General features: G+C 36.7%; 13 protein-coding genes. 8 read left to right on the forward strand and 5 right to left on the reverse strand.

Going from position 1 to position 16390, the window contains the following annotated elements; translation table 11 throughout:
• Positions 1-2: 2 nt before the first annotated feature.
• The 4 genes from pipX (at position 3) to proC (ending at position 3236) form a co-directional block, all read left to right on the forward strand.
• A complete protein-coding gene (pipX, locus tag F6K18_RS25960) occupies positions 3-272 on the forward strand; it encodes a transcriptional coactivator PipX (protein WP_124143128.1) in 270 nt (89 codons plus the stop codon).
• Positions 273-509: 237 nt separating this feature from the next.
• Entirely contained in the window at positions 510-1223 is a 714-nt protein-coding gene (locus F6K18_RS25965) for a YggS family pyridoxal phosphate-dependent enzyme (protein WP_287525176.1), read from the forward strand.
• An 88-nt stretch (positions 1224-1311) separates the two neighbouring features.
• Positions 1312-1950 carry a cell division protein SepF gene (locus F6K18_RS25970; RefSeq protein WP_287525191.1) on the forward strand — a complete coding sequence of 213 codons (639 nt, stop codon included), beginning with the start codon at positions 1312-1314 and terminating at the stop codon, positions 1948-1950.
• Between the two features lie 467 nt (positions 1951-2417).
• Positions 2418-3236: a pyrroline-5-carboxylate reductase gene (gene proC / locus F6K18_RS25975; RefSeq protein WP_287525177.1), complete on the forward strand. Its 819-nt coding sequence runs from the start codon at positions 2418-2420 to the stop codon at positions 3234-3236.
• A gap of 230 nt (positions 3237-3466) precedes the next feature.
• Here proC and F6K18_RS25980 read toward each other — a convergent pair whose 3' ends face one another.
• Both F6K18_RS25980 and F6K18_RS25985 read right to left on the reverse strand, forming a co-directional pair.
• The gene (locus F6K18_RS25980; protein WP_287525178.1) at positions 3467-3628 is read right to left on the reverse strand and encodes a hypothetical protein; all 162 of its coding nucleotides are present in this window, start codon (positions 3626-3628) and stop codon (positions 3467-3469) included.
• A 3-nt stretch (positions 3629-3631) separates the two neighbouring features.
• A complete protein-coding gene (locus tag F6K18_RS25985; RefSeq protein ID WP_287525179.1) occupies positions 3632-4504 on the reverse strand; it encodes an SDR family oxidoreductase in 873 nt (290 codons plus the stop codon).
• 382 nt (positions 4505-4886) lie between these two features.
• Between F6K18_RS25985 and F6K18_RS25990 the strand changes: the two genes are divergently transcribed.
• Entirely contained in the window at positions 4887-5621 is a 735-nt protein-coding gene (locus F6K18_RS25990; protein ID WP_287525180.1) for a pentapeptide repeat-containing protein, read from the forward strand.
• Between the two features lie 673 nt (positions 5622-6294).
• A complete protein-coding gene (locus F6K18_RS25995; RefSeq protein WP_287525181.1) occupies positions 6295-6987 on the forward strand; it encodes an MBL fold metallo-hydrolase in 693 nt (230 codons plus the stop codon).
• A 590-nt stretch (positions 6988-7577) separates the two neighbouring features.
• On the opposite strand, the gene uvrC is transcribed toward F6K18_RS25995, so the two are convergent.
• A complete protein-coding gene (gene uvrC / locus F6K18_RS26000) occupies positions 7578-9452 on the reverse strand; it encodes an excinuclease ABC subunit UvrC (RefSeq protein ID WP_287525182.1) in 1875 nt (624 codons plus the stop codon).
• A 734-nt stretch (positions 9453-10186) separates the two neighbouring features.
• On the opposite strand from uvrC, the gene F6K18_RS26005 reads away from it, so the two are divergent.
• Together F6K18_RS26005 and F6K18_RS26010 are read left to right on the forward strand one after the other, a co-directional pair.
• A complete protein-coding gene (locus tag F6K18_RS26005; protein ID WP_287525183.1) occupies positions 10187-12604 on the forward strand; it encodes a pentapeptide repeat-containing protein in 2418 nt (805 codons plus the stop codon).
• Between the two features lie 185 nt (positions 12605-12789).
• Positions 12790-13026: a hypothetical protein gene (locus F6K18_RS26010; RefSeq protein WP_287525184.1), complete on the forward strand. Its 237-nt coding sequence runs from the start codon at positions 12790-12792 to the stop codon at positions 13024-13026.
• Positions 13027-13124: 98 nt separating this feature from the next.
• On the opposite strand, the gene F6K18_RS26015 is transcribed toward F6K18_RS26010, so the two are convergent.
• On the reverse strand, positions 13125-16040 hold the full coding sequence (locus F6K18_RS26015) for a glycosyltransferase family 2 protein (protein WP_287525185.1): 2916 nt from the start codon (positions 16038-16040) through the stop codon (positions 13125-13127).
• Between the two features lie 108 nt (positions 16041-16148).
• On the reverse strand, positions 16149-16390 hold a 242-nt coding region (locus F6K18_RS26020; RefSeq protein WP_287525186.1), incomplete at its 5' end, for a transposase.

The raw sequence follows: 16390 nt of genomic DNA on the forward strand, positions 1-16390 counted from the left end.
AAATGACCAACGAAACTTACATGAACCATCCTAACTTTGGCCTCTTATACAGAGTGTGCTTAGTTGAGGATAACCAAGAATTATTTACTACCCTCTATGCTCAACGCTTATTTTTTTTAGTGACAAATGGAATAGGAGGTATTAAATTTGAACCTTTAGGTCGTTCAGACGCACGTTTAATGGTGGAAATTCGCCTCCGCCAACTGCGTCGAAATGGTCAAGCAACTGAGTACCAAAAACTTCAGGCAGTTCACAAAAATACTTTTCAATAATTAAACTGTTCTCTGCTTCTACTCAAGTAAAGTAAAATTAACTACATTGTCCAGCCTAATCTTGAAGAAGGCAGAAGGCAGAAGGCAGAAGGCAGAAGGGAAAATTGCATGGGTATAGTCAACGACCGCCCACCTGCGTGTCTTATCATCCCAAGCAATTTTAAGCACCCCCGTTGACGGTGGGGTATTAAGCCCCCACAGAAAAGATAATAAGAAATTCTCAAATCTCAAGATAAAATGGTTGAGTCTATTACTGAACGTATTATTAAAATCCGCTCTAACTTACCTGCATCAATACGCCTAATTGCTGTAACTAAACAGGTATCAGTTGATGCTATTCGTACTGCTTATGCAGCAGGAATAAGAGATTTTGGAGAAAATAAAGTTCAAGAAGCAGAAGAAAAGCAAGGCCAACTACGAGATTTACCAAATATTACCTGGCATATGATTGGCCACTTGCAAGGGAATAAAGCAGCAAAAGCCTTACAGCAGTTTCAATGGATTCATTCTGTAGATAATTTAAAACTGGCCAAACGCCTTGACCGTTTAGCAGAAGAGTTATCTTGTAGTCCTAATATTTGCCTGCAAGTCAAAATTTTACCCGACCCTAATAAGTATGGGTGGAGTATACCAGAATTAATTACTGACTTATCACAGTTAAATCAATGTCAAAATCTTAAAATTAAGGGTCTAATGACTATTCCACCCCAAGGATTAGACCATGGGCAAACCTTATCAGTATTTGAGAAAACTCAGGAGTTAGCCCAGGAAATTAGCAAAAAAAATTTGTCTAATCTAAATATCCAGGAACTTTCAATGGGAATGTCAGAAGATTATAATTTAGCCATAACTGCTGGTACAACTATGGTCAGACTAGGTAGAATTCTATTTGGTGAGAGGAGGATTATACACAAGAAGGTTGAAAGCTCCTCGCCTTTAGGCAAGGGATGAAAAAGTAAAAATAGTAGTAAACTACCCACGATTAAGCTACCTTGGGACAATAGTCCGAATTTGACAGTAGCGAAGGAGTAATTTAATGGTGAATAGTATTTTTTCCAAACTAAAAGATTTTGTGGGACTCAACGAACAAGTTGAGTACGAATATGATTACGATGAAGTGGAAGGAGAACAATATCAAAGTGTTTATCCTCCACAACAACAACCTCCTGATGCTGTAGCAGTAGCAGAAGAGGAAAATCGCAATAGTCGCCGATTAAGAAATAGGGCCACTACTGCGACAACAACGACAAGCAGCACAGGTATTACTGGAGCTGTTAAATCAGAATCTGGAATGGGATCGGTTATGAACAATGTAATTGGAATGCCTGGCGCTTTAAATGGAATGTCAGAAGTTGTGGTTATGGAACCACGAACTTTTGAAGAAATGCCTCAAGCAATTCGTGCTCTACGGGAGCGCAAGTCCGTGGTTTTAAATTTGACTATTATGGACCCAGACCAAGCTCAAAGGGCAGTGGACTTTGTAGCAGGTGGTACTTATGCTCTGGATGGTCATCAGGAACGTATCGGAGAAAGTATTTTTCTGTTTACACCAAGCTGCGTACAAGTCAGAACTCAAGCAGGTGTAATCAACGAGATGCCTCAGACTCAAACACGCCCTCGTGTGGGAACTTCTGGGTCTCAAGTTTGGCAACCAGATCAAATTCAAATGATGCAATAATAGCTGAGGAATTTTGGGTATGGGGTCACAAACAAATATAATTAGCGCTAATTATATATATCTATCTAATACCAATTCACTCTAAGGATGTCACAAATAGTCAGCAACTGATGATGTGGAATAATAGGCTGAAATTACTGTGTAGTTAATACTTTAAGTCTATCAACTTTTACTTCGCGCCTTCTATACGGGCGAATGGCCATTCGCCCGTGCTGACTTCTAACTTCCGTGAAACGGTATAGGAACCCATGATCAATTCCCTATTCATACATTTTAGTTGAAAAATAAGGGGTTGGTGATTTGAGGTATGATATAATATCCCTATCGGAGTGCGATAGAACTCCTTTCCGCGCTCCGCGACCAAAAAACTTTCTTCTTCTATTCCTCTTTCTTCCCTCCTGACTCGTTCCTCCTGAATCCTAAGTAGTTAAGACTAATATCATACACGCTATTCAGCAACGCGAAAAATGACAACTGCAAAGTTTGGTTTAATTGGTGGTGGGGTAATGGGTGAAGCTTTATTATCCCGACTGCTGGAACAAAAAATTTATCAACCCTCAGAAATTTTAGTTAGTGACCCGCAGCAACAAAGGCGGGATTTTTTAGCACGGGAATATGGCGTAGAGGTAACTACTGATAATCGTTTGGTGGTGACTACTACAACGGAAGCTTTGTTACTGGCGGTTAAACCTCAAATATTCGATACTATAGCATCGGAATTGGCAGACTGGCAAGTTGGTGGTAAGACTATATTAGTAATTTCAATTATGGCAGGTGTACCTCTGCAAAAGTTGGAAGCAGCTTTCCCATCGCGACCTATGGTAAGAGTCATGCCTAATGCTCCAGCAACGGTAGGTGCAGGAATGAGCGCGATCGCTCCTGGTAAGCATATTCAACCGGAACATCGGGAGTTAGCTACTCGCATTTTACGGTCAGTAGGACAGGTAGTGGAAGTTCCAGAAACTTTAATGGATGCAGTTACGGGTTTATCTGGTTCCGGACCTGGTTATGTGGCAATTTTAATTGAGTCCTTGACAGATGGGGGAGTTTGTGCTGGTTTGCCTAGAGCGATCGCTTATCAGTTAGCATTACAAACAGTTTTAGGTACGGCAGTTATGTTACAGGAGTCGGGAATGCACCCAGCACAGTTGAAAGACCGGGTAACAAGTCCTGGAGGAACAACTATTGCCGGAATTGCAGAATTAGAAAGTTTGGGTTTTCGTTCTGCTTTAATTGAAGCAGTGATGGCGGCAAAAGAAAGGTCTCAAGAATTAGGTAACAGCTAAGGGTTTGGGAGTAGGGGAGTAGGGGAGTAGGGGAGTAGGGGAGTAGGGGAGTGGGGGAGTAGGGGAGTAGGAGAAATATTTGGTAATGGTTGAAGATGGAACATTTTTTTATACCGAATTAAACGGATTTGATATAATCCAGCATTTTAGCTGTGTCACGCCACTACTGGACTCCTGACTTCTGAGTCCTCCCTTATTAAAACACTGCGTTGGTGAAAAGAGGTATGATATTATGTCAGGATAAGAGCGCGATAGAACTCCGTTCCCTCTACATGGCAAAAAAACTTTCTCCCTGTACTCCTGTTTCTTCTTCTTTCTTCCCTCCTGACTCCTGACTCCTGACTCCTGACTCCTAAAGAATTAAGATTAATATCATACACGCGCTTTACCAACGCCTAAAACACAATTGTTGGATGAACTAACTTAAAACCTTCATCCCTCAATTTTTTATTTGATACTCTGGCATTAAAAGGTCGCATGGATGAGGGGGAACCATCCCAGGAAACTTTTTCTAAACCTTGATATTTATGTAAACTATCAAGTAATTCTTTACCTTTCATTGGTACATCATGAACTAAATTGTAAATACCCTGCAACTGTCTCTCTCTAGCAAACTCTACAGCACCGACGATATCATCTAAATGAATCCAGTTAGTCACATCATCACCAGTACCAGGGCGAGTTTTGCCTGCCCACCTACTAAAAATTTTTATTAGCTCTCTACCGGGACCGTAAATACCTCCTAAACGGAGAATACACACTCGTTGTTGGGGAGTGGATGCAGATAATAATACCTGTTCTGTTTGATGGAGAATATTACCATTTTCACTAGCGGGGGTAACGGGGGAATTTTCATCTACCCACTCACCATTTTTGTCACCATAAACTGAGTAACTACCTGTGTAAATTATTTGCTGTATATTGGGAGTTTTTTTCAAGGTGGCAACTAGAGTTTGGGCAGTTTCTAAATAGGTTTGTTTGTACTCCATGCCAACATGAGAGCGAAAACCGACACTCAACAATACCATGTCTTGGTTTTGCAATACATCCTGCATCGCTTGGGGGTCATTGCCTTTCATTACTACTACTTGTGAGGTTATATTTTTTAGTTCTGAAACTTTTTCTGGAGTAGTAGTAGTCACTGTTACTTGATGACCGTTTTGACTCCACAGTTTAGCAACTTTAGTGCCTACATAACCACAACCGATAATTGCAATTTTCATTCTGTTATCCAATATATTACTTACTTTTGATACTATTGTTATCATACGATATTATTGATTTTTTTGATAGTAGTTAGAGTCTTATATCATGTCTCTTTAAATAACCACTTCGGAAAAATTTAGGGAGTAGGGAGTAGGGAACAAAAGGAAATTTGTTTGCTCCCCATGACAAACGGAAAAAATATTCTCTCTCAAGATAAGAACATTTTTACCCTTGGCTAATTAATGAGACTTTATCTTAACTCTAATTGTCATTATTTATGTTAGAATTGCATCGGTATTGCTAATAGTTGAGAAGTGGCATTTGCTGTAAAAACATTCATCAAGAGGTTGAAAAGCATATAGGAGAATATGGAGAAAAAAAATGAAATTATGTCTATAAAAAAGGCTTCTCTTGGTTATCAAGATGAAAGTTTGGATAAGGTTTATGAACCCGTTACAAAAACAACTTCTGACTTCTGACTTCGTTAACGACTCCCATGATGATGATTCACGGGTCAATTTAACTGGAGCTAATCTTGAAGGTGCTAATTTTAGTAATTCTGGTTTATATCAATTTAATTTTACTAATGCTAATCTCAAAAATGCTAATTTAAGTGGTTCTGAACACGCTTTTTTAGCAGGTGATTGTTTGATAGGTGGAGATTTAAGTGAGACTTGTTTTATTACGGGTTATTTTAATGATGCTGTGTGTATTAATACTAATTTTAGTGGAGCTTCTTTTTGCCATGAGGATTCACATTTTAGAAATGCTAATTGTAGAGGGGCAAATTTTCAGGAAGCACATTTTACTTTAGGTGAAATGAATGGGGCAAATTTTAGCGGGGCAAATTTTTCAGGTGCAACAGGTTTAGATAATTTTTTTGATAGTGCTATTATGGAGCAACTTACAGAAGAAGTAAATTTTCAAGGTGCTAATTTTACAAATACGGATTTATCAGGGGTAAATTTTAGTCAGATTAAGTTGATTAATTTAACTGGAGTAATATTTGACGGAGCGAATTTAAAAAATGCTAATTTTTCTGGTTTAAATTTAAGTAATACTTCTTTTAAAAAAGCGAATTTACAAGGAGCAAATTTAGAAATTTGTAATTTGGCTAATGCAGATTTAACTGATGCTAATCTTGAGGATGTTAACTTAACAGGAGTGATTTTTGAATAGATTTGTCATGGGTGAAAATCTCAAAATTAATAGACATCTCCAGAAAAGAGGGAGTAGGGAGTAGGGAGTAGGCAGTAGGGAGAAAGAATTGATACATCTAGTGTGATAATTGATTTTATTTTTTATTTTTACCGAAAATTTTTGGTTTAAAGCCTCCCCTTTTAAGGGGATAATAAATAAAAATTTTTAAAATTTTCATGATTAGTCAATCCTCTTCTTTTCAAGGAGAGGTAATTATTAATTATTCATTATTAATTATTAATTGTTGAACAGATGTCTAATGGTATGGAAGAAAGGAAGAAGGAAGAGGGAAGAAGGAAGAAGGAAAAATCTGGCGCTGTTTGAGTTTTAAGTTTTTGATATATCCGCGCCTTTTCCTTGCACTGCTATATTTAATACCAAATTGATAAATTTTTGCTACAAATAGCTAGGGTATCTCTTAGAATTCAGAATTTCCTACCGAATGCTCCGCAAACAGAATTCAGGAGTCGTATGGGAATAGATTTAATACCATTTTTGATGTTGTAAGTTATCTTTTTCGTCAAATATACTTTCATATAAAGTATGCGTGATGGAGCTTATTATTCGTAACATTCTTTTTTCAAAATGGTATAATTAGTAGAATCGGTTTGCTGACCAAACGCCTAGAAAAAACTAGCTATAAGATCAGAAAATGTTATTTAGACAACTATTTGATCCAACAACAAGTACCTATACTTATCTGTTTGCTGACCAGGCAACTAAAACTGCTGTTTTGGTCGATCCAGTGCTTGAACAGGTGGAACGAGACTTGAAATTATTAACAGAATTAGAATTGCAACTACGCTATTGTCTGGAAACCCATATTCATGCTGACCATATTACAGGAACTGGTAAACTAAAGACTGCAACAGGATGCTTAGGTGTTGTACCGAAAAATGCTCAAGTAACTTGTGCCGATCGCTTTCTCGAAGACAAAGAAATATTGGCAGTGGGAGAAATTCAGATTCAGGCGATCGCTACTCCTGGTCATACGGATAGTCATCTTGCTTATTTAGTAAATAAAAAATATTTATTGACAGGAGACTCTCTGTTGATTAGAGGGTGCGGTCGTACAGACTTTCAAGGAGGAGATGCAGGGGTGTTATATGATGTAGTTACTCAACAGTTATTTACTCTTGCTGATGATACTTTGGTTTATCCAGGTCACGACTACAAAGGTCAGACTGTTTCAACCATTGGCGAAGAAAAACGGTTTAACCAGCGTTTTGTAAGTCGCGATCGCCTTGATTTTATTCAACTTATGACCAGTCTAAATTTATCCAACCCGAAAAAAATAGCAGAAGCTGTTCCAGCAAATCAAAATTGTGGACAGCTTAAGAATTAGCTCTTATATAATGCTCGGTTGAATACTTATAAATAAATGACGGAGGAGTCAGGAGTCAGGAGTCAACCCACCCCTAACCCCTCCCAGGAGGGGAAGAAAGGAGAAAAACCAAGATAATTTCAGTATTTCAAGATAATTTCAGTATTTATTCGGTATTGTCAGTTCTGAAATTTTATTTATAACTGATTATCCGTTAGCGTAGCTCCCCCGGAGGGGGAACATGATATTACTGATCTAATCTAAAAGCATTGACATATAAAGACAAGTGCCTTTTTGGGGTCGAAAAAAGTACCTGGTTTTCAGCTCTTCAATTAGTATTTTAGGCGGCTTTGTTGGGCAGAAAAATCCCAAATTGACAATTCTTATATCATGTCCGGATAAGAACGTGATGAAAAAAGTTATAATGAATGCTTCAACAGTAAATCTTTCTGTTTTCCCTACTCCCCCGCTCCCCTACTCCCCTACTCCCCCGCTCCCCCGCTCCCCTACTATCTTAATTATAAGTATTCAACCGGACATGATATTAATCCTACCTCCTCGCTCATTCCCATTTCTCCTGACTCCTGACTCCTGACTCCTGACTCCTGATTCTAAGAAGGATGAAAATAATCATAAATTTGCTGCGCCAACTTTGGTCCGACTCCCGATACCTCTGCCAACTGCTGCACTGTTGCCATACGAATATAATCAACAGAATGAAAATGTCCCAATAACAATTTTTGCCGATGATGTCCCAAACCAGGAATCTCATCTAGGCGCGATCGCTTCATTCTTTGACTTCTTTTATTTCTATGGAAACTCACGGCAAACCGATGCGCTTCATCTCTCAATCTCCGCAATAACTGTACCCCTGGTTGTTCCGCATTAGTTGTTAATGGTAGCGACTCCCCTGGTAAAAAAATCTCCTCTCGTTGCTTTGCCAAACTCACTACCCGCACTTCCTCTAATAGTTCCATTTCTTGCATCACTGTCATCACTGCTGAAAGTTGCCCTTTTCCACCGTCTATCATTATTAAGTCTGGTTTCTCTGTAGTTGGTTGTTTTTCATAATTGCGAAACCGTCTTTGAATTACTTCTGCCATACTAGCAAAATCATCAGAATGACCAGACTGCACTTCTGGGTTTTGAATTTTGTAGTGTCGATAATGTTGTTTTGCTGGCAAACCGTCAATAAAAACGACCCGCGATGCCACCGCATCTGAACCTTGAATGTGAGAAATATCATAACCTTCAATATGGTGGGGTAATTCTGGCATATCTAATATTTCTGCTAAGTCTGTCATTGCTGCAGTGTTGCGATCGCTCATTTTATTTAACCGTGCTAACTCATATTCAGCGTTCTTTTTTACCATTTCTATTAATTCTGCTTTTCCCTGGCGTTGAGGTACGAAAATCTCTACTTTTTTACCTTTCTTTTCTGTTAACCAACTTGTCAAAAATTCACTTTCTAGTAACTCATATTGCACAATAATTTCTACGGGAATTTCTACAGATTCTACTGTTTGATAATGTGATTCTAAAACCCGCTGTAAAATTGCTCCTAATTCCCTATTTTCTCCAGTTACTAAATTAGGTTTTTCAGCAATAAATCCTAATCTACCGACTAATTTACCTGCTCGAATTTGGAATAATTGAACGCAAGCAAATTTATCATTGCTAGCTAAGGCAATTGCATCTCTGGAAATTCTATCGTCTGGCAAAGAAACTTTTTGATCGGCATTTAGAGAATCTAAACCTCTAATTTGGTCGCGAATAGCTGCGGCTTTTTCAAAATTTAAAGCTTCTGCTTCTTTTGCCATTTGAGTATTCAATATATCAATTAATTCTCCTGTTCTGCCTTGAAAAACCATTGCGACTTTTTGCACAATTTTATGATATTCATCTGGTGTTATTAATGCCTGACAAACTCCCGGGCAGCGACCAATATCATAGTTTAGACAAGGGCGGTCTTTAAATAAAGGTTTTGGTCGTTGGCGTAGAGGAAAAATTTGTTTGACTAAATGTAAGGTATTTCTTAAAAGTCTGGTATCTACATAAGGACCGTAATAACGGTCTTGAGGTTTACCTAATCGTCGTTTTCTAGTAATAAAAACTCTAGGATAATCTTCTGACCAAGTTATACATAAATATGGATATTTTTTGTCATCTTTGAGTAAGACATTAAAATATGGTTGATGCTGTTTAACAAGATTAGCTTCTAATGCTAAAGCTTCTGCTTCTGTATCTGTGACAATAAATTCAATTTCTACTATTTGTTGGACCATTAAATTAATACGATGACTGTGGTTTTTGCTTTCTCGAAAATAGGAGCGGACTCGATTTATCAGCTTTTTTGATTTACCAATATAAAGAAGGCGATCGCTACCATCGTGCATTAAATAAACTCCCGGAGTTTGGGGAATTTCTTTGAGGCGATTTTCTAATTTTTTTGAGTCTTTTACTAGAGGTAAAATTTTAGTTATCATATTTTTAATTATCCTAACTGGTAAATATTTTACTTAACTATCAATTAAATTCAAAAAGAATAAATGTATAACCAATATTATATTATTTCTCCTCTTTTTTTTTGTAACTTATATTATTTTTACTGTTTTACTTAGATAAAATACAGTAATTGAATCCATTCCATAATTGTCAGCATTCAGGTGTTAGCTCTCAGCTCTGAGCTCTCAGCGTTCCTAGTTTATTGCATTTGGAGTAGGGACTAGGATTGAGTTTGAGCAAGAATTAAAAGTCTGGGAAAAAGCAAAGGCATCAGCTAACTTGAGCTATTTAGGTTCATTTTCATTGCTGTTTGCGTAGCATCCCGTAGGGAAGCGCTGACCGCTAATAGCTGTTTGCGCAGCAGTCCGCAGGAAATGCTTACCCATAATTTACATTGTACTCTATCTACTAATCTTGTTTAGCATCAATTATTTAGAACTTCATTAAATACTTAAATAGTTAATTGAAAAATAATGAAATTCTCTCCAATTTGTCAAAATCAAATACTCTTAAAATAAAACTATACTGCTAAAGTCAAATTTATTAAAGATAAAACTATAATTGTACCATTTAATTTTAGATAAATTTATCAATATTTATTGAGAGGATTCCAAAAGTAGAGAAAGTAAGTGAGTCTCGAAGAACTACTCACCAAATATGTCAAAATTTTTATTTTCAGGTAAAGTTATTGAATATATATATCAAGCCCAGAAAAATGAGTAACGACTTGAATCAAATCCCTCCACTGGATACTACCTTAGTCACATCATCTTCCCTATCTACCACCCCTATTCTTAATAACATTGAAGCAGTCAAAGAATGTTTACTATATGGTGAAGTACAATTGAGAATAGCAGCAGTTTCTGAAACTCTCAAATACGGAGATTTAGGACTAGATTTGTTACTTATGGCCTTGCAGGATCGGTCAGCAGAAGTGCAATGGGTCGCATATTCAATACTCCTAGAACAACAACAACCTAAAGCTAAATTGGCATTGTCCCAATATACTTGGGATATATCTAAACTACTAGAATTATACACTACTGGAAAACGGAATTTTATCCGAGCTAACATGAGGGGAGCAAACCTTAATGGTTTAGACCTACAAGGTATAAATTTCAGTTTTGCCTATTTAAAAGATGCCGATCTAAGTAGTATTAATCTTAGAGATGCTAACCTCAAAGAAGCTAACTTAAGAGGTGCTAACCTGAAGGATGCTAACCTAAAAAACACTAATCTTGAAAATGCTAATCTTAGCCTTGCCAAACTCAGGGGTGTTAACCTAACTAATACTAATTTCACTAATGTAAACCTTAGTGGTGCAGATATAAGTCTTGCTAACCTAAATAATGCTAACTTAACTAATGCAAATCTTAGTTATGCAGACTTAAGAGGTAGTAAACTTAGAGATACAAATCTCAGAGGTACTAAATTAAATAAAGAAACAAAACTTGATTGTAAATGGTTATTAATCTGGGAAATAGTTAATCAGCAAGCTATTGGTAAAGACTTCAGAAATATTAATCTAATTGGCATCAACCTTGAAGGTGTAAATTTGAGTAATTCTAACTTCAGTGGCGCTCAACTTAGAAGAGTGAATTTGAGTAATTCTAACCTCAGTGGAAGTAACTTTAGTGCGGCTAAACTTATAAGTATTAATCTCAAGAATACTGACTGTAGTAATACTAATTTAACTGGTGTAAATTTGAGTGATGCTAACCTCAGTAATGCCAATCTCAGTGGTGCCGACCTAAGTAATACCAATCTCAGTGGTGCTAATCTTAACTACGTTAACCTCCGAGAAACAAAAATAAATGATTTGACAAAAATAGACTCTAAATGGCATTTGGTCTGGCAAATTGTTAACCAACAACCTACAAATAACCATCTCAAAGGAGTCAACCTCAGTCGATCCGATCTTCGAGGTGTTGACCTCAGCAATATTAACCTCCGGAGTGCTAACCTAGAAGGAGCTAATTTTGGGATGTGCGACCGCAATGTTCTCTATTGCCAAATACAAAATATTGATAGCAACTACTACAGTCACTCAAATCTCAGAAAAGTCAATCTTTGTAACGCTAACTTGAAAGGAGCTAACCTAGTTGGAGCTTATTTAGAGAAGGCTAACTTGAGTGTAGCTAATCTAATGTCAGCTCAACTCAACTATGCTGAAATGAGCGGTGCCAACCTTACTGCTGCTGACCTCAATGATGCAGACTTGAGAGATACCAACTTCAGTAGTGCCAACCTCAGTGCTGCTGACCTTAGTAACGCTAACCTTAGTAACGCTGACCTGACAAATGCTCATCTGAGTGCTGCTAAATTCTGCAATGCTCAACTTAATAGCGCTAAAATGAACCAAGTCGATCTGAGTACAGCTAATCTCACCAATGTTAATCTCACTAATGCTAAACTCCGTCATGCCAATCTTCGTAATGCTAATTTAACAGGTGCTATTCTTAAGGGAGTCGATCTTAGCAATGCTGACCTTAGTCATGCTCACCTGAAAAATGTCGATCTTAGTTGGGCTGAACTTAAGGGTGTAAAACTCAGTGAAACAACTAGACTTGACCAAAAATGGTATATAGTTTGGGACATTGTTAATCACAAAATAGAAGGAAGAAACTTACAAGGTAATGACCTCAGTAATGCTCAACTAAATCGTGTCGATCTCAATCGTGCCAACCTGAGCAACGCTAATCTCTGTGGTGCTAGTCTACGAGTAGCAGATTTGTGGGATGCCAACCTAGAAAATGCCAATATTAGCAATGCTAACTTGGGTGGTGTGAATCTTAGTGGTGCTAATCTCAAGGGTGCTAACCTCAGTGGCAGTGACCTTAATCGTGCCCACCTTTGGCATACCTATCTAAGTGATGTTAATCTTAGTGGTGCTAACTTGATGGGAGCTGACTTGTGGGGTGTTAACTTGGATGGTATCGATCTTAGTGGCGTTAACCTGAGTTATGCTAACCTCAGCCATGCAAATCTCAAAGATGCTAACCTGATTGGAGCTAATCTCAGTCGCGCAAATCTTAGCTGCGCAAATCTCGATGGTGTTAATTTCAGTGACGCTAATTTAAGTGGTACTAATTTTAGTGATGCTAATATTAATAATTGCATATTACCAATATGAAGAAGGAAGAAGGTTTAAAAGCTGGAAAGAACTTAAATTTACTGTAGATATTCACCCTTGAATTTACACAAGCTATACTAGCAGACATAATATTAAATTCATAAATAAAAAAGATAAAATAGTCATAAAATTATCAAAATAATTGGGTCGCACAACCCTCCCACTTTTGAAGCAGGGTCAATTTATTGTCACGCTTAGAAAAATTGATGGGGAGATGGGGGGATGGAGGGATGGGGAGTGTGGGAGAAATTAAAAAATATATATCTTCACCATTACCATGCAGGACTACCAAGATGATAATAGTCGTTGTAATAAGATCTGAGCAACAATTATTAAGCGCATTGTTACAGAGAAATGGTATGACTTCTGACTTCGTTAACGCAGTTGCTATATATCATGTCTGCACTTTATCATTTGTGTAAATCGAAGGGTAAATATATACAGGAAATTTAAGTTTTTTTCTTGCTCTTAAATCTTACTGCCTCTTCCCTCTTCCCTCTTCCTCCTTCCTCTTTCCTTCTTACTTCACAAAAATATCTGACATTAGCTGTTGCCAAACATCCGAATTTGTTAAAGCATAAGCATCAAATTCATAACCATATTGTTGATAAAGACTATTAAAACTATCAATCCAATGATAAATAGTTTCTGTCATAGATAAAGGAGTATATTTTACAGCTTGTCGTAGATATTTACTCATCTCAACTAAATTCTCATTTCGATGTGCCTGCCATGCTAACCAACTCAAAGTATAATAACGAGATTTTTCCTCTAATTTACGAATAGATGTTGATAAATTTGGTCTGCTAAAAAAGTTATCTAAAACAGCCATCATACTAACAGCTTGGTGAGTAGATTTTCTAGTAGCATTCCGATGATGTTGACGATAACAATAAGTAACTTTTGGCAACCAAACTGCCTCACAACCATTTACAGATAAACGTAATACTAAATCTATATCTTCTCCATGATGCCAACGAGTATCAAAACCTCCTGCACTTTTTATCCAACTCCGACGAAACATCATAGAAATAGTTACAGGTTTCCAAATTACCCAAGTTTCTAAATCTAATTCTAGGGAGCTATGCCATAATTCTATATCGGAAATTTTTTCCCCTTTTTCATTTACTAAACGCCACCCACTATGCACAATACCAAGAGAAGGACGAGTATCAAAAATAGCTACCTGTTTTGCCAGTTTATCTGGTAGAAAAAAGTCATCAGCATCCAGAAAAGCAATAAATTCTCCCCCTGCCATTTCTAAACCTAAATTTCTGGCGTGGGATACTCCTTTATTCTCTTGATAAACATAACGAATTTTATCTAAATAAGGTTCTAAAACTTCGCGAGTATTATCCGTAGAACCATCATCAATTACGATTATTTCATAAGAGGTATAAGTCTGATTAAAAACGCTGGCGATCGCTTCTAATATATAGTGGGCATTATTATAAGTTGCAATGATTACGCTGACCCTCGGTATTACTGGATTAAAAATATTACTAATTAATTTTTTCCACTCTGGTAATTGACTAAAATTATAGGCATTAAATTGATTTCCTTCTTGGCGAGCAAGTTTGGTAAATAATTCTATCCAAGTAGAAATTGCTTCTGTAGTAGAGGCGGAAGTATAAGTTAAAGATTTTTGCAAATAAGCAGTCATTTCGGAAAAGTTACCCCCCTGATATAAGCGCCAAGAATTCCAAAGTAGGGAGCGATATTTAACTTGATTTTCTATTTGACGTATTGGGGCAGGTAAATTAGGTTTGCTAAAAAAATAATCTAATAATTTTTCCAATTCTTGAGTAATTTTTTGTCGGTTTTCTAATCCAGAAACACTACTATTATGCTGTCGATAACAGACACAAACTCTCGGTAACCAAGTAGCTTTTCCCCCAGTTAAAGCTAATCGTAAAACTATTTCTAAATCCTCTGGAATATATCGCGGATCGAATCCTCCATTCAGCTTTAACCACTCATTTTTAAACATCATTGCACTAGGCAAAGTTGCTTGCCAGATCAACCAATTTTCTAAGTCTAATTCTGCACCATTTTCCCAAGGTTTTACATCTTTAATAGTATGACCTTTTTCATCAACAAATCTCCAACCACTTTGCACCATAGTTAAAGTAGAATCTTCTGCAAAACATCCCACTTGTTCGGCTAATTTTTCGGGTAGAAAAAAGTCATCGGCATCCAGAAAGGCAATATATTCTCCCTGAGCTATTTCTATGCCATGATTCCGCGCTCTTGATGGTCCTTGATTTTCTTGATATACATATTTGATTTGATTTAGGTAGGGTTCCAAAACTTGATAAGTATTATCGGTAGAACCATCATCAATAACAATAATTTCATAAATAGTATAAGTTTGAATCAGAATACTTTTAATAGCTTCAAGAATATAATTGGCATTATTGTAGGTAGAAATTAAAACACTAACCAGTGGTAAACCATTAGGGATAACTTTAGTAATTAATTGTTGCCATTCTGGTAATTGATGCAAAAATACAGAATGAAAATCATAGTTTTCTAGAGCAGCATAATATTGAAAATAATAGAGCCAATTACAGATAGTTTTAAGAACGGAAAAAGAGGAAAATTTTAAAGATTTATATAAATAATCAGCCATTTCAGCGAAGTAGCCAGATTTATATAAACACCAGCAATTCCAAATTAGGGAACCGTAACGTAACTCTTTTTCTAACTGTTGAATTTTTGGAGGAAGATTGGTGTTAGAAAAAAGTTCATCTAAAATTTTTTCTTCTACTGCTGTTTGAGCAAGTAAATTTCGCGTCATATTACTGCCATGTTGACGATAACATACAGCTACTTTAGGAAACCAAGTGGCTTTACAACCTGCTAAAGCTAATCGAATGACAATATCAAAATCTTCTAATCTGCGTAATTTTTTATTAAACCCACCCACTCTTTCTAACCATTCTTTACGAAACATCATCCCACTAGGATTAGTAGTTTTCCATTTTAACCAACTTACTAAATCTAATTCTGGAGATTTATGCCAAGGTTCAATATCTTGAATTTTTTCTCCTTTTTCATTCACAACTCGCCACCCACTTTGTACTAAACCAATATTTGGTTGAGCATCAAAAATAGCAACTTGTTCTGTCAGTTTATAAGAGAGAAATAAATCGTCAGCATCTAGGAGGGCAATTAATTCTCCTTTTGCCAATTTAATGCCACGGTTACGAGTTGCAGATAATCCTTGATTCTCTTGATAAAAATAGCGAATTTTTGTCATGTATGGTTGTAATACTTGACGGGTATTATCTGTGGAACCGTCGTCTATAACAATAATTTCATAGTTAGTATAGGTTTGCTTAAATACACTTTCTATTGCTTGGGCGATGTAAAGTTCGCAGTTATATACTGGGATAATTACACTTACTTTTGGAGTTAGAAAAGCTTGGGACATTATAGTTATTGATTTTGAAGTTTGTGGGAGAATTTTAACAAAGTCAGAAGTCAGAAGTTAGAAGTCAGAGGTTATTTTTGTAACGGGGATTTGAGCAACTCTTTAAAATCATGTTTGGAAACAATGAAAATTATAGTTATTCTGAATAAGACTGGGACAGTAAGAAGCACAATAATCTCGAATAATATCATCAATGGATTTATCTTTTCCTTCGTACATTCTGTTCTTCTTTAATGCACCAAAGTCATGCTCTATATCATTTAAATCAGGAGAGTATTTAGGGAGAAATATAACTTCATGTCCTTGGTCATTGACTAATTCCCTAATCACCGTTTTTCTGTGAATTGGTG

Source organism: Okeania sp. SIO2C2, from assembly GCF_010692625.1.
GTDB lineage: Bacteria > Cyanobacteriota > Cyanobacteriia > Cyanobacteriales > Microcoleaceae > Okeania > Okeania hirsuta.